The organism is Micromonospora palomenae (assembly GCF_007829925.1).
GTDB lineage: Bacteria > Actinomycetota > Actinomycetes > Mycobacteriales > Micromonosporaceae > Micromonospora > Micromonospora purpureochromogenes.
The window spans coordinates 416,388-436,241 of the sequence record NZ_VIXA01000001.1; the positions used below are offsets into that span (position 1 = coordinate 416,388).

Sequence of the window (19,854 nt, forward strand, 5' to 3'; positions counted from 1 at the left end):
AGACATCGATTTTCGTTGAAGTGTCGGAAAGCTTTCGGTACCGTCAGGACGGGACCCCTCGACCCTTGCGGTGACAGTCGCAGCACGGCGGATCCCGGCGCGGCCTCCGGGCGGTCACGTCGGGCGACGGAGCCGGTCACCGCGTCGGGCGACGGTCGAGGCGCGACGTCCCACCCCCGTCACTGTCGAAAGGTTGACCTGTCATGACCCACGTCCCCGCCCGCCCGGGCGGACGTCCGACGACCCGAGCCCGGCTCCGCGCGACCCTCGTGGCCGCCGCCGCGGGCGTCGCCGCCCTCGGCACCACGCTCGCCCTGGCGCCCGGCGCCAGCGCCGCCACCACCCTGGGCGCGTCCGCCGCCCAGACCGGCCGCTACTTCGGTACGGCGGTGGCCGCGAACAAGCTCTCCGACGCCACCTACGTCGGGATCCTCAACCGCGAGTTCACCATGGTCACGCCCGAGAACGAGATGAAGTGGGACGCGACCGAACCCACGCAGGGCCAGTTCACGTACGCCAACGCCGACCGCATCGTCAACCACGCCCGCGCCAACGGGATGCGCGTACGCGGGCACGCGCTGGCCTGGCACTCGCAGCAGCCCGGTTGGGCGCAGAACCTCAGCGGCCCCGCCCTGCGCTCGGCGATGGTCAACCACGTCACCCAGGTGGCGACCTACTACCGGGGCAAGATCCACTCCTGGGACGTGGTGAACGAGGCGTTCGCCGACGGCGGCACCGGCGCCCGGCGCGACTCCAACCTCCAGCGCACCGGCAACGACTGGATCGAGGTGGCGTTCCGCGCCGCCCGGGCGGCCGACCCGACCGCCAAGCTCTGCTACAACGACTACAACACCGACGGGCAGAACGCGAAGAGCAACGCGGTGTACGCGATGGTGCAGGACTTCAAGGCCCGGGGCGTGCCGATCGACTGCGTCGGCTTCCAGTCCCACTTCAACAGCGCCTCGCCGGTGCCGGCCGACTACCAGGCCAACCTCCAGCGCTTCGCCAACCTGGGCGTGGACGTGCAGATCACCGAGCTGGACATCGAGGGGTCCGGGTCGGCCCAGGCCGACAACTACGGCCGGGTCGTCCGGGCGTGCCTCGCCGTGAGCCGCTGCACCGGCATCACGGTCTGGGGCATCCGGGACACCGACTCCTGGCGGGCCAGCGGCACCCCGCTGCTCTTCGACGGCAGCGGCAACAAGAAGCCGGCCTACACCGCCACGCTCGACGCGCTCAACGCAGGCGGCCCCACCACGCCGCCGACCACCACGCCCCCGCCCACCACGCCCCCGCCGTCGACCCCGCCGCCGGGCGGCGCGTCCTGCACGGCCAGCGTGTCGCTCGACTCCTGGACCGGTGGCTTCGTCGCGACCGTCCGGGTCACCGCCGGCGCGTCGGCCGTCAGCGGCTGGACGGTGGGGCTCACCCTGCCGGCCGGCGCCGCGGTCACCAACTCCTGGAACGCGCAGCCCAGCGGCACCAGCGGCAGCCTGACCTTCCGCAACCTCAGCTACAACGGTCAGCTGGGCGCCGGCGCCAGCACCACCTTCGGCTTCCAGGGCACCGGCGTGGGACCGTCCGCCACACCCACCTGCTCGGCGAGCTGAGCGGGTGATCCGGCGCGGAGGGTCCGCCCTCCGCGCCGGCTCGCCCGGTCGGGTGCCGCCGAGGACACCTCCCGGTAGGCGGGCGGAACAACCCTCCGCACCACTCGGCGTCAAGCCGCCCGTCTGGCCGGTGTCCCGGTCGCCTCGGCGGGCGCTCAGCCCTGCCGGGCGAAGAAGTCGGCCATCGCCAGCGTGTGGGTGGAGAAGGCCAGCTCGACGGGCTCGGTGAGGACCAGCCACTCGGTGGCCTCCTCGGTCGGCGCCGACGGCGGCAGTCCGTCGGCCGGCCGCTCCGGCAGCTCCCCGAAGATCATGATGGTGCCGCCGGCCGGCGCCCCGTGCACCGCGAACAGCCGGGCCTGGTCGGCCTCGCCGATCAGGCCGGTCTCCTCGCGCAGCTCCCGGACCAGCGCGTCGGCCCACTCCTCGCCGTACTCGATGAAGCCGCCCGGCAGCGCGAGCAGGCCGCGCGCCGGCTCGATGTCCCGGCGGACCACCACCAGGCCCAGGCCGGCGTCGGTGCGGACCGGCAGCAGCGCCACCGCGACCGGCAGCGGGTTGCGCCAGACCGTCTCGCCGCAGGCCGCGCAGACCCGCGGCCAGCCGGCGTCCGCCGGGTAGGCGGCGCCGCAGAAGGAGCAGTGCGCGTACGGAGAGCCGGTCATGTCGCCGCACGTTACCGGCCCGGTGGCCGCTCCGGCGACCGATCAGCCTGCTCCCGGAGCGTCTCCCGGGCCTGCATGAGCGCGAAGCCGAGCAGGTTCAGCCCTCGCCACCGGGCCGGGTCCTCCGCGCGCGGATCGTCGGCGGTTAACCCGATGCCCCACACCCGGTCCACCGGGCTCGCCTCGACCAGCACCCGGTCCCCGGTGCCCAGCAGGTACGCCCGCAGGTCGTCGTGCTGGCCGAACTTGGCGACGCTGCCGGCGACCACGATGTCGTACCGCTGGGCCTCCCACACCGCCTGGTCGAAGCCGCGCACCTGGCGGCCGAGCGCCTTGGCGCGGTGCGGGTGGTTGGCGGCGAGGATCCGCCCGCCGGTCTCCTCGTCGCCGAAGAGCGCCGCCTTCTGCCACATCATCCAGTGCTCGGCGGTGACGAAGCGCCGGCCGTCCACCGTGAACGCCGCCGGCCACCACTGGCTCAGGCAGCCCGCGCCGATCGTGCCGTCGCGCCGGGGCCGGTGCCCCCAGAAACAGAGGTACTTCACCGGCTGTCCGCTGTGGACGAGGGCGGCGAGGTCGGCGGCGCTACGGGGCGGCGGCATGCTCGACAGTGTCGCCCCGGGCACCGACACTCCGCCTCCCCGTTTCCCCCGGCCCGCCGAAACCGGCTCGTCAAACGGGCCGCCGGGGATTTGGGAGCGCGTCGGGCCGCGCGGATCCGCACGGCCCGGCGCGCGCTCCCGAGCTGTCGCGCGTACCCCGGAAAGGCGTGGTGGTCAGGCGGCGGGTGCGCCGGTGTAGAAGGCGGTGGTGCGTGCCGTCGCGGCCCGCGCGGCCTCCGGGTCGGTGCCGGCGGCGACGCTGGCCTCGCCCCAGCTCTCGCTGCTCAGGGTGACGAACCGCCGGCCCTCCTCGGAGCCCATCCAGGCTTCGGCCTGCTCAGGCGAGATCCCGCTGCCGTCGGCGGCCAGGTGGGAGGCGAGGCCGAGCAGCCCCAGGTCCCAGCCGACGCCGACCGCGCCCGGGCCGAACTCGGTCCAGCGCTCGTCGTCGACGTGCGCGACGTGCTCCAGCTCGAACCGGGTACGCCCGTCGCCCTCCGGTGTCAGCCGCACCTCGATCCAGCTGACCTCGCCGCCGTACTCCCAGGTGGCGGCGAAGCTCTTCGGCGGGTCGCAGCGTTGGATGGTGCCGCCGGCGTTGCCCTCGAACTGATAGCGGCCGTGCAGCCGCAGCTCGCCGGAGATCGGCAGGAACCAGCGGGGGATGCGTTCGGCGTTGGTGCAGGCGTCCCAGAGGTCCTCCAGGGGCGCGTCGTACGTCTGGCTGATCGTCATCACCCGGGCCTCGCCGGCTTCCAGGGTCCGGCTGCCCACGGTGCGCCGTACGGCGCTGATCTGGTGCGTGACGTCGGTCATCAGGGTTTCTCCTCGGTCGGGTGCTGCGGTGGGTGCAGGCGCCGTTCGCGTCGGCCGCGCGCCAGCTCGGTGGCGAGGGCGTCCAGGGCCGGCGCCCAGAACCGGCGGAAGCCGGCCAGCCACTCGTCGACCTCGCGCAGCGGTCGCGGGTCGACGGCGTAGAGCCGGCGGGCGCCCTGCGGTCGGACGGTGGCGAAGCCGTTGTCCCGCAGCACCCGGAGGTGCTGCGAGACGGCGGGCTGCGAGATGCCGTACTCCCGCTGGATCACCGCGCAGACCTCCCCGGCGCTGAGCTCGCCCTCGGCGAGCAGCTCCAGGATGCGGCGGCGCACCGGGTCGCCGAGGACGTCGAAGGCGTGCACGGATCGTTTCTATCAGCCGAGGCTTATATAAGCAATCAGCCCAGTCGCGCGGCGACGGCGGCGCGCAGCTCGGGAAGCCGGCCGTGCAGCAGGCCGGGGCACTGGGTGTTGTTGAAGTCCTTGTGCCCGTAGATCTCGCTGGGTGCGATGCCGTACTGCTGGCAGGTGAAGGCGCAGAAGACGATCAGGCTGTTCCAGAGCGCCGCCGGCGGCTGCACGGTCAGGTAGATGCCGTCGTTCTCGATGCCGATCGCCTGGCTGTTCTGCCCGACGCAGTGCGCGCCCTGCACCATGGTCTGCCCGTGCAGCAGCGCGTAGAGGCTGCCGTGCCGGCCCTCGGTGAGGTGTCCGCCCCGGCTGTTGGTGAAGTGCTGCCCGGAGTCGAGCCAGCCGTTGCTGTCCATGTGCAGGTTCTGGATGTCGCGGGAGTTCGCGTACGCCTTGGCCAGGCTGTAGTCGGTGGTGTTTGGGAACGCGGTGTGGTGCACGATGATCTTGTTGGGCCGGCTCTGCACCACGCTGACCGGTGACGACGGGGGTCGGGCGCCCCAGGTCGCGCAGTTGGCGATGACGGGCTGGTCGACGCGGGTGGCGACGGCGCGCGCGTCGCGGCCCCCGCCGAGCTGGGTCAGGGCGGAGGCGCCGGCGGCGGCGCCGAGCAGGACCGCGCCGCGCAGCGCGGCCCGGCGGGACACGGGTACGGACATGGGGGGCCTCCTTCGTCGGTGGTGCCGGCGGCGGGCCGGGCGGCTCGCCGCCGGTGGGGGTCAGCAGGGTCCGTTGCAGGCCAGCACCCGGAGCCGGTCCAGGCTGCCGTTCCAGACGTTCTGGTCGCCGGGGAAGACACCCGAGGACGCCCACTGCCAGAAGGAGTACGTCGGCCAGCCCGCCGGCAGGGTGCCCACCGTGCTGGCGTAGCGGGCGATCCAGAGTGGATTGTTGGCGGCGAACTGCGAGGTGTTGCCGGTGCAGGTGGTCCACCAGTCGGTGGTGGTGTAGATGGTGGCCCACCGACCGGTGCGCGCGTGGTACTGGTTGACGAACGAGGCGATCCAGCTGCGCATCGCGCTCTGGCTCAGGCCGTAGCAGGTCGCGCCGTACGGGTTGTACTCGATATCGAGCGCGCCGGGCAGCGTCCGGCCGTCCTTGGACCAGCCGCCGCCGTGGTCGACGAAGTAGTTGGCCTGGGTGACGCCGCTGGTGGTGTCCGGGCGGGCGAAGTGGTACGAGCCCCGGATCATCCCGACGTTGTAGGAGCCGTTGTACTGCTGGGCGAAGTACGGGTTGGTGTAGTAGGTGCCCTCGGTGGCCTTGACGTAGGCGAAGCGGGCGCCGTTGTTCCAGGCGGCCGACCAGTTCACGTTGCCCTGGTGGCTGGAGACGTCCATGCCGGGCAGGCCGGCGGGGGCGGCGCCGGCGGGGCTGGTGCCGAGGCCGACGGCGGCGACCACCGTGACGGTCGCCAGCAGTGCGGCCGCGCACGCGCGGAGACGGTTCATCTTTCCTCCCTGGGGGGCGCCGCGGGGGCGGCGGGAGTGACGAAAGGAACTGTCAGTATTAGGTCATGAGGCGTAGATAAACTTCAATAGATGAAGTCAAGATTATCTATGGAGTGTGGCCCGCCGACACACCTGACCGTCCGGCCATGGATCCGCGTCGACGTACCCGCCAGAATGGCGGGGCCAGCTGCCGAGCCTCTGTGGGCGCGGCCAACGGAAAGGGTGACCGGATGGCGCACATCGACCTCGGCGTGGACGAACGGCGCGAGCCCGGCATCGTCGGCCTGCTGCGGTACCGGCCGGAGACCGCGGGACCGCTGATGGACCTGGCCGAGGTGCTGCTGCGCGGGCCGAGCAGCCTGAGCCGCGGTGAACGCGAGCTGATCGCCGCGTACGTCTCGGGCCGCAACGGGTGCGACTTCTGCCGCGCGTCGCACTCCGCCACCGCCGGGGCTCAGCTCGACGACGGCCCCGACCTCGTCGACCGGGTCCTCGCCGACCTGTCGACCGCCCCGGTGCCGGAGAAGCTGCGCGCCCTGCTCCGGCTCGCCGACGCCGTCCGCGAGGACGGGCGCGCCGTCACCGGCGAGCTGGTCGACGCCGCCCGCGCCCACGGCGCCACCGATCGGGAGATCCACGACGTGGTCCTGATCGCCGCCGCCTTCAGCATGTACAACCGGTACGTCGACGGGCTCGGCGCCGCCACCCCGGACGACCCCCGGGCGTACGCGATGTCCGCGCAGCGGATCCTGACCGCCGGCTACCGCGCCTGAGGAAAATCCGTCGCCGGAGTGTCGATCCGGCCGCCCGCCGTTCGTGTGGAGAGTGGAAGCCGATCCACACCAGGAGGACGACATGAAGCAGTACCTGTTGAGCATGTACCAGCCTGAGGGCGGGACGCCGGACCCGGAGTTCCTGGCCGGGGTGATGCGGGAGCTGGGCGCCATCCGCGAGGAGCTCGAGGCGACCGGCTCGTGGGTCTTCGGGCAGGGGCTGCACGCCCCGGAGACCGCCAGCGTGCTGCGCCCGAAGGACGGCGAGGTGCTGGTCACCGACGGCCCCTTCGTCGAGGGCAAGGAGTACCTGGGCGGGTTCACCATCATCCGCGCCGCCGACCTCGACGCCGCCCTCGAATGGGGCCGCCGGTACGCCCTCGCCACCACGCTGCCGATCGAGGTGCGCCCCTTCCAGGGCGAGGGGTGACCCTCGACGTCGAGGCGGCCTTCCGCGCCGAGTACGGCCGGGCGGTCGCCGTGCTGGTCCGCGTCCTCGGCGACATCGACCTCGCCGAGGAGGCGGTCCAGGACGCCTTCACCGAGGCGGTGCGGCGCTGGCCGGAGACCGGCCCGCCGCCCAGCCCGGCCGGCTGGATCATCACCACCGCCCGCCGCCGCGCCATCGACCGGCTGCGGCGGGAGGCCTCGCGGGCGGACCGGCACGCCCAGGCCGCGCTGCTGTACGCCCAGGAGCCACCGGCCGAGGAGGGACCCGTGCGCGACGACCGGCTCCGGCTGATCTTCACCTGCTGCCACCCGTCGCTCGGCCCCGCCACGCGGGTCGCGCTCACGCTGCGCCTGCTCGGCGGGTTGAGCACCGCCGAGATCGCCCACGCCTTCCTGGTCCCCGAGGCCACCATGGCCCAGCGGCTGGTCCGCGCCAAGGCCAAGATCCGCGACGCCGGGATTCCGTACCGCGTCCCGCGCGACGCCGACCTGCCCGACCGGCTGCGGGCGGTGCTCGCCGTCGTCTACCTGATCTTCAACGAGGGGTACACGGCGAGTGCCGGGGAGCGGCTGGTCCGCACGGAGCTGTGCGCCGAGGCGCTGCGCCTGGGTCGGCTGCTGGTCGAGCTGATGCCCGACGAGCCGGAGGCGCTGGGCCTGCTCGCGCTGATGCTGCTCACCGAGGCCCGCCGCCCCGCCCGGGTCACCGCCCAGGGCGCGCTGGTCCCGCTCGCCGAGCAGGACCGCACCCGCTGGGACCAGGCCCTGATTGCCGAGGGGCAGGACCTGGTCCGCCGCTGCCTGCGCCGCAACCGCCCCGGCCCGTACCAGCTCCAGGCCGCGATCAACGCCGTGCACAGCGACGCCCCCACCGACTGGGGCCAGATCCTCCAGCTGTACGACCAGCTCCAGGCGCTCGCCCCCGGCCCGGTGGTGGCGCTGAACCGGGCGGTGGCCGTCGCCGAGGTGCACGGCCCCGCCGTGGCGCTCGCCCTCGTCGACGACCTGCACCTCGACACGTACCACGTCTTCCACGCCGTCCGCGCCAACCTCCTCCGCCGCCTGGGCCGCTCTGCCGAGGCGGCCGCGGCCTACGAGGCCGCCATCGCCCACACCGCCAACGAACCCGAGCGCGCGTACCTCCGCGCCCAGGCTCGTCTGGTTTCTCCTTGATCGTCTGCGGGTTTCCGGCGCGACACGCCGTCCTCCCCGTCGGAAAACACCAGACGATCACGGGTTCGCGCTAGCAGAAGCGGGGGGCGGGTGGGGGTTGTCCACAGCGGGGTGGGTGTCCACAGCGGGGGGTGAGGGGGGTCGCGGTGGGTGGGGGCGGTTGGCAGCGTTCGGTGGGTGGATGGGGTGCTGCGGGTGCTGCTCGATCGCAGCGGGGGTGTGGTGAGCCGAGGGGCGGCGACCCGGGTCGCCTCGGAGTCGGCGCTGTGGCGGGCCTGCCGCTCCGGGGCCTTGCTGCGCGTGCTGCCCGGCGTCTACGTCGACGCCGGGCTGCTCGGCCTCAGCGCGCCCTCGGAGGTGGCTCCGTCGGGCGGGATGGTCGAGGCAGGCCGTCCGGGCTCGACCGGCGAGCTGGCTCGGCGTCGATTGAGTGCCGGGTGGGGCGGGTCGGCCTCGGGCAGCCCGGCTCTCGCCTTCGCGCGGCTCGATGGGGCAACGAGGAAGCGAGCGGCGATCACCTACGTCGACGGGCGGGGGGCGTTGGGCGGCCCGACCGCCCTCGACGTGTGGCAGCTACGCCGGCAGCCCGACGCGGAGCCGGTACACCTCGACGTGCCGGCGGACTCGGCTCTGCGTGGCCGGCCGCACCTCGTCGTGCACCATCGGCGGGGACTGGTGCTGGGGCCGCCCCAGGTGGTGGTGCGGGCGGGGATGCCGGTGGTGCGGTTGGAGCAGGCTTTGGTCGACGCGTGGCCGCTGCTGCCCGCCGCGGACCGCCCCGCAGCGGTGATCCGTGCCGTCAACGATCGGCTCACCACACCGCAGCGCATCGCCGCCGCCCTCGACCGTGTGCCGCGCCTCGCCGGTCGCGCCGAGCTGCGGACGCTGCTGGCAAAGCTCGATGCCGGCTGCCGCAGCCCGTTGGAGATCTGGGGTCACGACCACGTCTTCACCGGCCCGGGGATGCCGGCGTTCCAACGGCAGACGCGGATCGTCGTCGGTCGCCGGACGATGTACCTGGACGTCTGGGCCGAGCGGGAGCGGGTCGACTTCGAACTCGACGGCGCCGCGACCCACGGTGACCGGCGACAACGCGAGGTCGACCTGCGGCGGGACGCGCTGCTCGCCACCGCCGGCATCCTCGTGGTGCGCTTCGCCCACCGCCGTTTGGTGCACGAGACCGACGCGGTGCGCCGCGAGGTGCTGGCGATCCTCGCCAGCCGCCGAGCGGAGGGCTGAAGCGCGGACGGCTGAAGCGTGGACGGACGGGTCAGTCGCGGAGGGTGCGGAGGATGCGGGTCAGGTGCGCGTGGTCGGCGGGGGAGAGGTGACCGAAGAAGCGGTCCGCCTCGGCGGTGCGGGCCGCGCGGATGGCTGCGCCGATCCGCGTACCCTCGTCGGTCAGCGTGACCAGGGTCGCGCGCCGGTCGGCCGGGTCGGGGTGGCGCGCGACGAGCCCGCGTTCCTCCAGGCCGTCGACGACCTCGGTGGTGGAGCGGGGCGCGATGTGCAGGTGGTCGGCGAGCGCGCTGAGCCGCATGGGCCCGTGCCGGCCGAGCACGGCGAGGGCGCGGGCGTGACCGGGGTTGATCTCCCACGGTTCGAGGGTCTGCCGGGACTGGTGGCGCAGCCGGCGGGCCACCGCCCAGAACAGCTCGGCCAGGCTCTCGTCGTGCGCCTCGCGCTCGTCGGCGTCCACGGGAATACGGTAGCAGAAACTCCTGTTGTTCCCTCATGATGAGGTAACCTCAGCAATAACCCCGACAGGAAGAGGCACTCCTTGGACCCGACCCCCACCCACCGGGAGGGCCGCGGCGGCGCCCCCCGTACCGTCTCCGCCGCCGAAAAGGCCCAGGCCCGCGACGTGTCGCTGCGCCGCATCGGCCGGCTCTTCACCGCGTACCGCTGGCAGTTGGCCACCATCACCGTGATCATCGTGGTCTCGTCGGTGCTGGCGATGGCCACGCCGTTCCTGCTGCGTGCCGTGATCGACCGCGCGCTGCCCGAGCGCGACCTGACCCTGCTGGTCTGGCTGGTCGTCGGCATGGTCGCGGTCGCGGCCGTGACCGCCGTGCTCGGCGTCGTGCAGACCTGGATCTCCACGCGCGTCGGCCAGCTGGTGATGCACCGGCTGCGCACCGACGTCTTCACTCACCTGCACCGCCAGTCGATCGCGTTCTTCACCCGCACCCGCACCGGCGAGGTGCAGTCCCGTATCACCAACGACATCGGCGGCATGCAGACCGTCGTCACCTCCACCGCCACCTCGATCGCGGCCAACCTGACCACGGTGGTGGCCACCGCGGTCGCCATGGTGGCGCTCTCCTGGCGGCTCTCCCTGGTCTCGCTCCTGGTGCTGCCCCCGGCGATCTGGCTGACCCGCAAGGTGGCCCGGATGCGCCGCGAGATCACCGGCCAGCGCCAGCGCGAACTGGCCGACCTCAACGTCACCATCGAGGAGGGGCTGTCGATCAGCGGCGTGCAGCTCAGCAAGACCCTCGGCGCCGGCGCCGCGCTGATCGCCCGGTTCGCCACCTCGTCGGCCCGCCTGGTCGACCTCGAACTCCGCTCCGAGCTGGCCGGGCGCTGGCGGATGGCCACGATGACGGTCATCTTCGCCGCCATCCCGGCGGTCATCTACCTCAGCGCCGGCCTGCCCGGCACCGCCGGTACCCTCAGCATCGGCACCCTGGTCGCCTTCACCGCCCTGCAGGGCGGGCTGTTCCGCCCCCTGATGGGGCTGCTCAACGTCGGCGTCTCGCTGACCGCGTCGCTGGCGCTCTTCGCCCGGATCTTCGAGTACCTGGACCTCCCGGTCGAGGTGGACGACCCGGCGCAGCCGGTCGAGATCGACCCGGCGCGGGTCCGCGGCCACCTGCGCCTCGAGGACGTCACCTTCAGCTACCCGGGCAGCGACACCGCCGCCGTCGCCGGGATCACCCTGGACGTGCCGGCCGGCACCAGCCTGGCGCTCGTCGGCGAGACCGGCTCCGGCAAGAGCACCCTCGCGGCCCTGGTCAGCCGCCTGCACGACCCCGGCAGCGGGCGGATCACCATCGACGGCGTCGACCTGCGCGACCTGCGGCTGACCGACCTCGCGGCCGTGGTGGGCGTGGTCAGCCAGGAGACCTACCTGCTGCACACCACCGTGCGGGACAACCTCCGGTACGCCCGGCCCGACGCCACCGACGCCGAGATCGAGGACGCGGCCCGCGCCGCGCAGATCCACGACCTCATCGCCGGCCTTCCCGACGGGTACGACACCGTGGTCGGCTCCCGAGGGCACCGCTTCTCCGGCGGGGAGAAGCAGCGCCTGGCGATCGCCCGCACGCTGCTGCGCGACCCACGCATCCTGGTGCTGGACGAGGCCACCAGCGCCCTGGACACCGAGACCGAACGGGCGGTGCAGCGGGCCTTCGACCAGCTCGCCCGAGGTCGTACCGTGATCACGATTGCGCACCGGCTCTCCACCGTGCGCGACGCCGACCAGATCGCCGTGGTCGACCACGGGCGCATCGTCGAGTCCGGCACCCACGACATGCTGATCGACCGCGACGGGCGCTACGCGGCGCTCGCCCGCTGACCCGGCGACGTCAGCGGCGGTCCGACGGCGTCGACGCGGTCCGGCTGCGTCGGCCGGGCCTAGGCGGTCGGCGGTCCGGCGGCGCGTACTCGGGGGTCGGCCAGGGCGCGCGCCATGGCGGCGATCAGCCCGCTCGCGCAGAGGGTGGGGGCGCCGACCAGGAACTCCTCGCGTTCCATCCACTCGACCCGCTCGATGCCCGGACGGTCCAGCAGCGCCTGGTCCAGCGACCGCTCCGAGTCGTCGTCGTAGCACGACCGGGCCTCGTCGCCGAGCCACAGACCCCAGTGGAAGGGGCCCAGGCGCGCCGGCCCCGAGTCCGACTCGTCGTGTACCTCCAGCCATCGGTCGCGTGGTTCGGCGAGCAGGACGCCGAGGGCGTTCGCGGCCACGAGATCGGGCAGCGTCATCGGCGGCTCGCCGGGCTCGGTGGAGGGCAGCACCAGGTCGGCGAGGTCGTCCTCGTGCTCCGGGCAGGAGCACTCCGGCCGTCGCGGCGGCGTCCAGTGGGCGGTATCGGGACTTGGTGCGGCGGAGAGGGGCATGGCCGCATCGTAGGGGTGCCGGCGCCCCCGTGGGGGTCCGCGAAAAGCCGATCTCGGATACTCGATCCACGCGTCTCGCACGGGTGGGTGGCGCGGTGCGGAGGCGAGTGCCGGGTGAGCGACCCGGACGGCGACCCGGTGCTCTTCCGGCAGCGGCGACGTGGGCCGCTCCGGTCCTTTCCGGACTTGACACATTTCCGACTGCCCACCGGGGTTGAAGATCCGATAGGGTGACCGCGAGTATTGCTCCGATTTCTTACCGTAGCTGCGCGGCGTTCGTCCCGGGGGTCCTCAATGAAGCCGATCCAGCGGTGGGCAGTTCTGATCGGAGTGAACCAGTGCGGGTACGACCTCCAGCTTCCGCCGCTGCGCTACGCGGAGAGCGACGCCCGAGCGATGAGCGACGTCCTGCTCGACCGGGAGGTCGGAACGTTCGACCCCGGTGATGTCGAGTTGTACGTCGGCGCGAAGGCCACCTGGCGCGACATCAAGCGGCGGCTTCGGGAGCTGACACTCGACGCGGGCCCCTCCGACGTGCTGCTGGTCTACTTCGCCGGGCACGCTCTGCGGCCCGAGTGGAGCACCCAGCCCGACGCCTACCTCGTCACCGCCGACCTCGATCCCGACGCGCTGCTCAGCGAGCCGGACAACGGCCTCCGGATGGCGTTCCTGAAACGCGACGTGTTCGAGGCGTTCGCCGGCACCTCGTTCCTCATCCTCGACTGTTGCCACGCCGGCACGTACCTCGACGCCGACCTGCGGCACGCGGAGGCCATGCAGACCTACCGCACGCAGGTCGACCGACACAGCGCCCTGATGGCGTGCCCGAAAGGGTCGGCGGCGAGGGAGAGCGAGGAGCATGGGCACGGCGTGCTGACCCATCACCTGCTCCGCGCGCTGAGCGGCGAGGCGGCCGACGGCAACGGGCGGGTGTCCTTCGCCCAGATGGCCACCTTCGTGGCCGAACAGGGAATCCAGCCGCCACCGGTCCAACTCGTGCAGATGTGGGGACCGACGACGGTCCTCACCCAACCTCCGGTGCCCCGGCACGACCGGCGGCCGTTGAGCGCGCCCGCCCTCGCCGGCACCAGCCGGCCCTGCAAGAACCCGCTCGACGACCTGTCGAGCTCCATCAGCCAGCTGCTGGGGCGCCTGTTCCGCTCCGAAGCCCTGCTCGCTCCCCGGGCCCGCCAAGCCGTCGAGGCGACCAAGGCCGAGGTGATCCGGTACGCCCTGGACGCCCATTCCGTCGCCGTGGTCGACTTCTCGCCGTCTGGCATCCGCGCGATGAGCTTCACCTCCCGGTTCGACAAGGACGAGCTTCATCCGCTGCTGGAGTTGAGCGCGGCCGACGCCACCCTGGCCCGGTCCTCGTCACCCGGGCACGTCGTCTCCGACGACGCCGGGCGGCGGGTGCTCTGCGTACGGCTGCCCTCCCCGGATCGACCGCACACCCTGGTCATCGTCGACCCGGCGCTCGCGGCGCTGGACATGGGCGAGCCGTTGGCCGTCATGCTGGAAGCCGTCTGGAGCTCCAACCTTCCCGACGATCCGCTCCTGACGGAGATGCAGGTGATGACCGCCCTGCGTACGTCCTTCGGTCGGTTGCCGTCGTCGCTCTACGAGCACGCGTTCAGCCTCTACCAGAAGCTGATCGACTCGATGACCGTCGTCTTCCAGCCGGTGGTGGAGTTGGACGTGCGCGCGGCGGGCGTGTGCATCCACAGCTACGAGGCGTTGGCCCGGCGGCGGGAGAACGAGTCCGTGGCGCCTGTGACCGCGCTGCAGATGGCACACGCCTGGGGTGACCGTTTCATCATCGAACGCGACGGCCTGCTGTTCGCCAAGGCGGTCGACTCGTACGCCAAGGCCGATGCCGCCTCGCCCTGGGAGGGGACCAAACCTCTCTCGGTGAACGTCGCGGTCCGCTCGCTGCTCAGCGATGCCTACATCGCCCAGGTCGCCCGCGCGCTGACCGACGCGGATCTGAAGGCGCGGACCGTCACCCTCGAGATCTCCGAGCACGACGAGATCGCACCCGGGCCGGGCGAGGACTGGATGCAGCGGCCGCTGACCTACTTCCACCAGCGTCTCACCGCGCTGGCCCGCCAGCTGCGGATCAGCTTCGCGGTGGACGACTTCGGCGTCGGCTACTCGTCGTTGGCGCGGATGGCGGAGCTGCCGCTGACCCAGATCAAGGTCGACCGGGCGGTGCTGCACCATCACCTGGCCCTGGAGGAACTCGGTCTGGTGGTCCAGGTCGCGCGCTACGCCAGTGACCGGGGCGACGCGTCCAGCCCCCGACCGGTCATCGTCGAGGGCTTCGACGATGACGCGCCGGTGCCGCTGAAGCAGATCTACGACCTCGGCATCCACCACGTCCAGGGCTATTTCTGCGGTGAGACGGCATCGACGTCGTTGCGGCCGTTGAGCCCCACCGACCGGGAACGTATCGCTGCGATGGTGAGGGGTGAGCGTTGACCAGTATCAAGTTGTTGCTACCGCCCGAGGTGCTGGACGAGGTTGCGCTGCCGTACGAGGGGGTCCGGGACCTGTCGGCGCTGACCCTCGCCATTGAGGGCGTCAGCGTCGCCGCGAACCTGGCAACCCTCGCCACGTTGCAGCCCCAGATGGAGAACCTGGTGGCCGCGATCCGCAACTGGCGGCTTCGGGAGCCGCAGCAGTCGGTGACGCTGACGGTGAAGGGCCCGGGAATCGACCTGAAAATCGACCTGCCCCGCAACGTCCGCAGGTCCGAGCTGTTGGATCAGCTGAGACCGCTGCTCGACGAGCAGCCCTGAGCCGCGCCGACCAGGCAGGGGCCGAGCCGATCCGGCGACCCGAGCGGGGGCAGGTGGATCGGTCGTTCGGCGGAGCTGCGCGGGTGCCGGCCCGGCTAGTCTCTACCGGTCCTGAACAGCGATTCAACGAGGTGCGGCATCGTCATGGCGTTGCGATTCAATACTCCACCGGGTTGGCCGCCGGCACCCGAGGGCTGGCTGCCGCCGGCCGGTTGGCAGCCGGATCCGACGTGGCCGCCGCCCCCGGTGGGGTGGCAGCTCTACGTCGACGACGCCGTGGCGCCGGGCCCCGCGAACCTGCCCGCCATGCGCGCACCGGCCGACGCCGTCGTGGCGCAGAGCCCCGCCGAGCTGGTGGAGCCGCAGCCGGTGACCCCGGTGCCGGTGAGCACGGTGCCGATGAGCACGGTGCCGGTCTCGCCCCCGCCGCAGGGGCCGGCCCCGCTGGAGCCCGGTGTGCTCTGGGCCGCGGTCGGGCAGCCGCTCACCGGGATCGGCGGCGGCCGGTACAAGCTGACCGAGACCATGTTGTACTTCGAGCGGGGATTCCTCTCGACCAACGCGCAGCAGGTGCCGATCGGCGACGTGATCGACGTGGACCTGCGGCAGTCCATCACCCAGAAGGCCCGCGGGCTCGGCAGCGTGGTGGTCAAGGTGCAGCGTTCCAACGGTGTCGAGCTGGTGGTCCTGGAGGACATCCCGCAGCCCCGCGAGGCGGTGGCGGTCATCAACGACACCGCTCACGCCGCGCGGTTGGCTCAGCAGCAGCGGAGCAACACCCGGCACTACTCCGGCCTGCCCGGCACGCCGGTGCCGCCCGCCGCCCCGGCACCGCCCGCCGCCCCGGCGCCGGCGGCGGCGCCCGCGCCGGTCGACCCCATCGCGCAGCTCCGCCAGCTCGGTGAGCTGCGCGACGCGGGCATCCTCACCGAGGAGGAGTTCGCCGCGAAGAAGGCGGAGATCCTGTCGCGGCTCTAGCGCTGGTCGGGGGCGGTGACGGCTGACCCGCGGGGCGGAGGCCGGCGAGCTGCACGTACACCTCGCGCCGGGCGGTCGCCCGGCCCCGCCGGTCCAGCACGTACCCGGCCAGCCAGATCCAGCCCGGGTACGGCTCGTCCGAGCCGACCGAGACGACCCGGAGCAGCAGGGCGCGGTCCCCGCCGAACTGCACGGATGCTCGGCCGTCGACGACGAGCAGGTCGCCGGGGGAGGGGCGGTCGTTCACCAGGGGCCGGAGTTCGGTGGCTGGCACTCCCGGGCATGCACGGTCCGCCAGTCGCGCACCGCCCGCCTGAGCCGCTCGTTCTCCTGGCTCAGCTCGCGTACCCGCTGGTGCAGGTCGGTCAGCTCGTCGGCGACCACGGCCTGGAACCGGCGTACCTGATCGGGGTCGACGCCGTCGCGGCGCGGCGGGAAAGCGTGCGTGCGGACCTCGTGCGGCGTCGGCCGGGCCGGGGCGCCGCCGGGATACAGCTCGGTCACGGGCGTCCTCTCGCGGGTCTGGAAGGGCGGGCCGCGCGCACGCCGGCCGCGCGCGGCCCGCCGGCCCCGCCGCCGCAGCTTTAATCAGCGGTACGGCAGCGCAGCGGTCCGGTGGGTCGGGACGGGCACGCGCACCCGCCCCGACCAGGGGGATGAGCCGAACCCGTTGCCACGCGAGGAGCGGCTCACCAGCAACATAGCTAGAACAGTCAGATGAGTCAACGCTGCTTGTTGGGCGCGTCGCGTTGTGATCGAATCGGGTTGCCACGCGAGGAGTGCCATGCGAGAAGTGCCGGACTACTGGCGCATCGCCGACGATGTGATCGCCGACGTCAGGACCAAGAGGCTCAACCCGGGGGACAGGCTGCCCTCGATCAGCCAGCTGCGCGACAAATACGGGGTGAGCCACGGAACCGTGCAGATGGCCTACGCCCGGCTGGAGGCCCTGCGGGTCATCCGACGACAGCAGGGCAAAGGCGTCTTCGTGACCGATCCGAAGACCTGGATGCGCGAACCCTGAGACCGCCGGCCGCCGCCTCGTTCGGCAAGGGGGCTCCGGTCGGGGAGAGGGACAGGTCGAGCTAGGACGAGCGGTCTTCCCGGTCGTCGTCCGGGCCCGGATCGTCCCCCGGCGCGCTGTCATCCCGCTGCCGATTCGAGGACAGCCGCTCATGCCAGGCCCGGCATCGGGCCTTCCAGTCCGCCTCGGACTCGGCGGTCAGGCAGCGGCCGAGCAGAGCCCGCACTCCCTCGACCACCGTGGGATCGGTCAAGTGCTGCGCGAAGGTCTCCAGCGTCTCGAACATCCGGCGGCGGGCACCGGACTCCACCAGGTCCAGCGTCACCATCGCTTCCACGGCGGCGGAAAGGTCGATCTCGAGCAGCGCCGGAATGAGACGCCGGGTTACTCCGACGTCCGACGAGCGGTTGGCCACGCCGATGCAGTGCGCGAGGAAGTCGGGGTCGGCCGGTCGGGTGGTGTACAGCTGTGGCAGCAGCTCGATCGTGAGCCGTTGGACGCCCTGCTCCATGCTGGCGAGCAGATCCAGCACCAGCTGCTCGTCGGTGGCTCCCCGCGCTGCGAGAGCGCGTATTGCCTGCTTTCGGGGAATCTTGTCTTCCGTCTCGTCGACCGCGACCTCCGCGAGCGTCATCAGTTCGGAGCGGGTGAGTCGGGCAGGCTCGTGGACCATCCGTGCTGCCGCCATGCGCTCGTTGCGCATCTCGACGTGACGCAGCCCGACCTTGAACAGGGTCGACAACTGCCGGCGCAGCACGTCGCCGAAGGTTCCGTACGAGAACGGGACAATGGTCAGCTGCCGCTCGGACTCCACCTCGTGCATGGTCTCGATCAAGCGTCGGCGTCCCTCGTCCTCCACCGCGGCGAGCGGGACGTTGCGGGTCAACGTTCGGTACGTCTCGTAGGTCTCGTCCAGGCAGAGCACGATGAGTGGCTTGCCGGTGGACAGCGCCTCCCGCAGCTCGGTCTGCCACGTGACCGAGCCGTACCTCTCGACGATCACGAACACGCACAGGTCCGCGCTGCGGACCGTGTCGCGCGAGTTGGTTTCCCAGCTGGCATTCGCATGGTTCAGGTACAGAATTTCGCCGGACAGGTAGTGCCACACCTCGGCGCCGAATCCCTTGACGACCGCGGCGAATTCATCGCGGACGCGCTTGGTGTCCTGTGCCCCGCAGAGCATGAGCTGCAGCATCAGCAGTCCTTCCCGCAGCACAGTGCACGGATATCGGCGTGTCGGTGGTGCAGCGCGGCTCTGGAGAGGGCAAGTCTTGCCAGCGGCAGGTTCGACTGTCAATGACAGGAATGGGACACCACGTCCGGAGCACGCTTTCAGAATGAGGACACCGCCTCATCCGAGGGCGTGCGGCCGCGCGCCCGCCGCGTCGGCTGCGAAATTCGCTGTCCCTTTGCCGGAGGACGGTGCTAGACAGCCGGAGTGGATAAGACCCTGGAGTTCCCCGTTCTGCTGCGGCTGATCGACGAACGGTCGACCGCCTTCCGCGCCGCGGTCGCCTCCGCGCCCAGCCTCGACGTGCAGGTGCCGACCTGCCCCGAGTGGACGCTGTTCGATCTGGTGCAGCACCTGGGCGAGGGGCGCCGCTCCTGGGCCGCCACCGTCGCCGCAGGGCCGACCGCCTCGGCCAAGGCCGCATCGGAGGGCCCGGCCGCGCCTCGGGAGCGCGAGGCCCTGTTGGCCTGGTTGGCCGCATCGACGCAGCAGCTACTGGACGCATTGCGGGAGGCTGGCCCGGATCGCGGGTGCTGGACGTGGTGGGGTACGTCGCAGTCACCGCAGACCTGCGGTGCCGTCGCCCGGCACCAGCTCCAGGAGATCGCAGTGCACACCTACGACGCTCAGGTCACCCTGGGCGCCCCGCAGCCGCTGCCGGACGAGGTGGCACTCGACGGTGTCGAGGAGTTCCTGTCCACCTGCTGCGCAACGACGGCCGCTTGGCCGTACGAGCCCGCTGCCGTCGATTACCACGCCACCGAGGGCCGCTCCTGGCGCAACTGGCTCTCCGCCGACGGCTCACGGGCCGCCCGCCTGCCCGCCCCCGGCACAATGCCCGCCATCGCTGCCGGCGAGGACCCGGACGCGGCCGACGCCTCCGCCCGAGGCACGGCCAGTGAGCTGGTTCTGGCCTTTTACGGCCGCATTCCGATGGACTCCCTGAAGCTCGACGGCGACCGACGTCTCTTCGACCTGCTCATAGCCTGGGAACCGGATGAGTAGGACCGCAGACCCGCAGCTCAACTCATTCTGAGACGATCAGTCAGGCGGCGGCGCCGCAGTACACGCACTCGTTGCGCTCGGACCAGTCCTTGCGGTCCAGCGTCCCCGGATCGATCGCCCGGTGCCCGAAGTGCCGGCGCACCGCCATCCGGAACGTCCACAGCTTCTCGGCGAACCGGTGGTACGCCTCGTGCCCGGCGTCGGTGCGCACGTCCTCGCCGGCGCGGATCAGCCGTTGCATGTCGACCAGCCGGTGGAACGCGTCCTCGCCCGCCACCACCAGCTCCGGCGTGCCGGACATCAGCAGCCGTTCCCGTTCCTGGTACGCCCCGGACTCGCTCATCGCCCGGGTGGTCGCGGCGCGGTCACCGGCGGCGGCGTTGCGCAGCATGCTGTGCGCGGTGCCCAGGGCGAGCGCGAAGTCGATGCAGGTGCGCCACCGGTCGAGGTCCCGGTCCCGGTCCCGGGTGTCCCGTTCCCGCCGCAGGTCGACCAGGAAGCTGCCGGAGAGCGCGATGATGGCGCCCGCTCCGGTGCTCAGCAACGGCATCCAGTCCATGAGAGACATGGTGCCACCCGTCGGGAAGGCCTCAAGATCGCGGGCAGCGGCGGACTGGGGCGCCATCGGCACCGCGACGTCACCGACCGTTGTGGACGAATTCGGGTGCCGGGGGCTTCTCGTCCGCGCCGGTCGGGCCGGACACTGGAGGTCGAGATCAATCGATGCCTCGTGATCC

At 72.1% G+C, this 19,854-nt stretch carries 22 protein-coding genes; 11 read left to right on the plus strand and 11 right to left on the minus strand.

Annotated features, from left to right (window positions below):
• Window positions 1-203 precede the first annotated feature (203 nt).
• Entirely contained in the window at window positions 204-1,610 is a 1,407-nt protein-coding gene (locus FHX75_RS01825) for a glycoside hydrolase family 10 protein (RefSeq protein WP_154936343.1), read from the plus strand.
• A gap of 155 nt (window positions 1,611-1,765) precedes the next feature.
• Here FHX75_RS01825 and FHX75_RS01830 read toward each other — a convergent pair whose 3' ends face one another.
• The 6 genes from FHX75_RS01830 to FHX75_RS01855 all read right to left on the minus strand — a co-directional run bounded on the left by FHX75_RS01830 (window position 1,766) and on the right by FHX75_RS01855 (window position 5,554).
• The gene (locus FHX75_RS01830; protein ID WP_154936344.1) at window positions 1,766-2,275 is read right to left on the minus strand and encodes an NUDIX domain-containing protein; all 510 of its coding nucleotides are present in this window, start codon (window positions 2,273-2,275) and stop codon (window positions 1,766-1,768) included.
• An 11-nt stretch (window positions 2,276-2,286) separates the two neighbouring features.
• Window positions 2,287-2,877, minus strand: coding sequence for a riboflavin biosynthesis intermediates N-glycosidase (locus FHX75_RS01835; protein WP_154936345.1), 591 nt, complete (start codon window positions 2,875-2,877; stop codon window positions 2,287-2,289).
• Between the two features lie 174 nt (window positions 2,878-3,051).
• The gene (locus tag FHX75_RS01840; RefSeq protein WP_154936346.1) at window positions 3,052-3,693 is read right to left on the minus strand and encodes an SRPBCC family protein; all 642 of its coding nucleotides are present in this window, start codon (window positions 3,691-3,693) and stop codon (window positions 3,052-3,054) included.
• Entirely contained in the window at window positions 3,693-4,055 is a 363-nt protein-coding gene (locus FHX75_RS01845; protein ID WP_154936347.1) for an ArsR/SmtB family transcription factor, read from the minus strand. Before FHX75_RS01845 ends, FHX75_RS01840 begins: the two co-directional genes overlap by 1 nt.
• Window positions 4,056-4,090: 35 nt before the next feature.
• The gene (locus FHX75_RS01850; protein ID WP_154936348.1) at window positions 4,091-4,762 is read right to left on the minus strand and encodes a peptidoglycan recognition protein family protein; all 672 of its coding nucleotides are present in this window, start codon (window positions 4,760-4,762) and stop codon (window positions 4,091-4,093) included.
• A gap of 60 nt (window positions 4,763-4,822) precedes the next feature.
• Window positions 4,823-5,554 (minus strand): lysozyme, encoded by a 732-nt coding sequence (locus FHX75_RS01855; RefSeq protein ID WP_154936349.1) that lies wholly within the window; start codon window positions 5,552-5,554, stop codon window positions 4,823-4,825.
• A gap of 230 nt (window positions 5,555-5,784) precedes the next feature.
• Between FHX75_RS01855 and FHX75_RS01860 the strand changes: the two genes are divergently transcribed.
• The 4 genes from FHX75_RS01860 to FHX75_RS01875 all read left to right on the plus strand — a co-directional run bounded on the left by FHX75_RS01860 (window position 5,785) and on the right by FHX75_RS01875 (window position 9,189).
• Window positions 5,785-6,327 carry a carboxymuconolactone decarboxylase family protein gene (locus tag FHX75_RS01860; protein WP_154936350.1) on the plus strand — a complete coding sequence of 181 codons (543 nt, stop codon included), beginning with the start codon at window positions 5,785-5,787 and terminating at the stop codon, window positions 6,325-6,327.
• Window positions 6,328-6,409: 82 nt separating this feature from the next.
• The gene (locus tag FHX75_RS01865) at window positions 6,410-6,757 is read left to right on the plus strand and encodes a YciI family protein (protein WP_154936351.1); all 348 of its coding nucleotides are present in this window, start codon (window positions 6,410-6,412) and stop codon (window positions 6,755-6,757) included.
• Window positions 6,754-7,950: an RNA polymerase sigma factor gene (locus FHX75_RS01870; RefSeq protein ID WP_246157521.1), complete on the plus strand. Its 1,197-nt coding sequence runs from the start codon at window positions 6,754-6,756 to the stop codon at window positions 7,948-7,950. The genes FHX75_RS01865 and FHX75_RS01870 overlap by 4 nt, the downstream gene beginning before the upstream one ends.
• A 177-nt stretch (window positions 7,951-8,127) precedes the next feature.
• Complete coding sequence (locus FHX75_RS01875; protein WP_246157523.1) at window positions 8,128-9,189, plus strand: DUF559 domain-containing protein; 1,062 nt, start codon at window positions 8,128-8,130, stop codon at window positions 9,187-9,189.
• 31 nt (window positions 9,190-9,220) lie between these two features.
• On the opposite strand, the gene FHX75_RS01880 is transcribed toward FHX75_RS01875, so the two are convergent.
• On the minus strand, window positions 9,221-9,649 hold the full coding sequence (locus tag FHX75_RS01880) for a MarR family winged helix-turn-helix transcriptional regulator (protein ID WP_154936353.1): 429 nt from the start codon (window positions 9,647-9,649) through the stop codon (window positions 9,221-9,223).
• An 81-nt stretch (window positions 9,650-9,730) separates the two neighbouring features.
• On the opposite strand from FHX75_RS01880, the gene FHX75_RS01885 reads away from it, so the two are divergent.
• Window positions 9,731-11,533, plus strand: coding sequence for an ABC transporter ATP-binding protein (locus FHX75_RS01885; protein ID WP_154936354.1), 1,803 nt, complete (start codon window positions 9,731-9,733; stop codon window positions 11,531-11,533).
• Between the two features lie 59 nt (window positions 11,534-11,592).
• Here FHX75_RS01885 and FHX75_RS01890 read toward each other — a convergent pair whose 3' ends face one another.
• Window positions 11,593-12,078, minus strand: coding sequence for a hypothetical protein (locus FHX75_RS01890; RefSeq protein ID WP_154936355.1), 486 nt, complete (start codon window positions 12,076-12,078; stop codon window positions 11,593-11,595).
• Window positions 12,079-12,372: 294 nt separating this feature from the next.
• Between FHX75_RS01890 and FHX75_RS01895 the strand changes: the two genes are divergently transcribed.
• The 3 genes from FHX75_RS01895 to FHX75_RS01905 all read left to right on the plus strand — a co-directional run bounded on the left by FHX75_RS01895 (window position 12,373) and on the right by FHX75_RS01905 (window position 15,857).
• Window positions 12,373-14,559, plus strand: a complete 2,187-nt coding sequence (locus tag FHX75_RS01895; RefSeq protein WP_154936356.1) for an EAL domain-containing protein — start codon at window positions 12,373-12,375, stop codon at window positions 14,557-14,559.
• Window positions 14,556-14,879 carry a hypothetical protein gene (locus FHX75_RS01900; RefSeq protein WP_154936357.1) on the plus strand — a complete coding sequence of 108 codons (324 nt, stop codon included), beginning with the start codon at window positions 14,556-14,558 and terminating at the stop codon, window positions 14,877-14,879. The genes FHX75_RS01895 and FHX75_RS01900 overlap by 4 nt, the downstream gene beginning before the upstream one ends.
• Before the next feature lie 144 nt (window positions 14,880-15,023).
• Complete coding sequence (locus FHX75_RS01905; protein WP_154936358.1) at window positions 15,024-15,857, plus strand: PH domain-containing protein; 834 nt, start codon at window positions 15,024-15,026, stop codon at window positions 15,855-15,857.
• A 243-nt stretch (window positions 15,858-16,100) separates the two neighbouring features.
• On the opposite strand, the gene FHX75_RS01915 is transcribed toward FHX75_RS01905, so the two are convergent.
• Window positions 16,101-16,361: a DivIVA domain-containing protein gene (locus FHX75_RS01915; protein ID WP_154936359.1), complete on the minus strand. Its 261-nt coding sequence runs from the start codon at window positions 16,359-16,361 to the stop codon at window positions 16,101-16,103.
• A 280-nt stretch (window positions 16,362-16,641) separates the two neighbouring features.
• Here FHX75_RS01915 and FHX75_RS01920 point away from each other — a divergent pair, with 280 nt between their 5' ends.
• Entirely contained in the window at window positions 16,642-16,881 is a 240-nt protein-coding gene (locus FHX75_RS01920; RefSeq protein ID WP_154936360.1) for a winged helix-turn-helix domain-containing protein, read from the plus strand.
• Between the two features lie 61 nt (window positions 16,882-16,942).
• On the opposite strand, the gene FHX75_RS01925 is transcribed toward FHX75_RS01920, so the two are convergent.
• Window positions 16,943-18,076: a hypothetical protein gene (locus tag FHX75_RS01925; RefSeq protein WP_211364294.1), complete on the minus strand. Its 1,134-nt coding sequence runs from the start codon at window positions 18,074-18,076 to the stop codon at window positions 16,943-16,945.
• A 243-nt stretch (window positions 18,077-18,319) separates the two neighbouring features.
• On the opposite strand from FHX75_RS01925, the gene FHX75_RS01930 reads away from it, so the two are divergent.
• Window positions 18,320-19,117 (plus strand): maleylpyruvate isomerase family mycothiol-dependent enzyme, encoded by a 798-nt coding sequence (locus tag FHX75_RS01930; RefSeq protein WP_154936361.1) that lies wholly within the window; start codon window positions 18,320-18,322, stop codon window positions 19,115-19,117.
• A gap of 40 nt (window positions 19,118-19,157) precedes the next feature.
• Here FHX75_RS01930 and FHX75_RS01935 read toward each other — a convergent pair whose 3' ends face one another.
• The gene (locus tag FHX75_RS01935) at window positions 19,158-19,685 is read right to left on the minus strand and encodes a hypothetical protein (protein ID WP_154936362.1); all 528 of its coding nucleotides are present in this window, start codon (window positions 19,683-19,685) and stop codon (window positions 19,158-19,160) included.
• Between the last annotated feature and the right edge of the window lie 169 nt (window positions 19,686-19,854).

Bases quoted from the DNA above. Each gene is read 5' to 3' on its own strand.
- FHX75_RS01825 (WP_154936343.1), top strand. From the start codon at position 204: ATGACCCACGTCCCCGCCCGCCCGGGCGGACGTCCGACGACCCGAGCC.
- FHX75_RS01830 (WP_154936344.1), bottom strand. From the start codon at position 2,275: ATGACCGGCTCTCCGTACGCGCACTGCTCCTTCTGCGGCGCCGCCTAC.
- FHX75_RS01835 (WP_154936345.1), bottom strand. From the start codon at position 2,877: ATGCCGCCGCCCCGTAGCGCCGCCGACCTCGCCGCCCTCGTCCACAGC.
- FHX75_RS01840 (WP_154936346.1), bottom strand. From the start codon at position 3,693: ATGACCGACGTCACGCACCAGATCAGCGCCGTACGGCGCACCGTGGGC.
- FHX75_RS01850 (WP_154936348.1), bottom strand. From the start codon at position 4,762: ATGTCCGTACCCGTGTCCCGCCGGGCCGCGCTGCGCGGCGCGGTCCTG.
- FHX75_RS01855 (WP_154936349.1), bottom strand. From the start codon at position 5,554: ATGAACCGTCTCCGCGCGTGCGCGGCCGCACTGCTGGCGACCGTCACG.
- FHX75_RS01860 (WP_154936350.1), top strand. From the start codon at position 5,785: ATGGCGCACATCGACCTCGGCGTGGACGAACGGCGCGAGCCCGGCATC.
- FHX75_RS01865 (WP_154936351.1), top strand. From the start codon at position 6,410: ATGAAGCAGTACCTGTTGAGCATGTACCAGCCTGAGGGCGGGACGCCG.
- FHX75_RS01890 (WP_154936355.1), bottom strand. From the start codon at position 12,078: ATGCCCCTCTCCGCCGCACCAAGTCCCGATACCGCCCACTGGACGCCG.
- FHX75_RS01895 (WP_154936356.1), top strand. From the start codon at position 12,373: ATGAAGCCGATCCAGCGGTGGGCAGTTCTGATCGGAGTGAACCAGTGC.
- FHX75_RS01905 (WP_154936358.1), top strand. From the start codon at position 15,024: ATGGCGTTGCGATTCAATACTCCACCGGGTTGGCCGCCGGCACCCGAG.
- FHX75_RS01920 (WP_154936360.1), top strand. From the start codon at position 16,642: ATGCGAGAAGTGCCGGACTACTGGCGCATCGCCGACGATGTGATCGCC.
- FHX75_RS01925 (WP_211364294.1), bottom strand. From the start codon at position 18,076: ATGCTGCAGCTCATGCTCTGCGGGGCACAGGACACCAAGCGCGTCCGC.
- FHX75_RS01935 (WP_154936362.1), bottom strand. From the start codon at position 19,685: ATGTCTCTCATGGACTGGATGCCGTTGCTGAGCACCGGAGCGGGCGCC.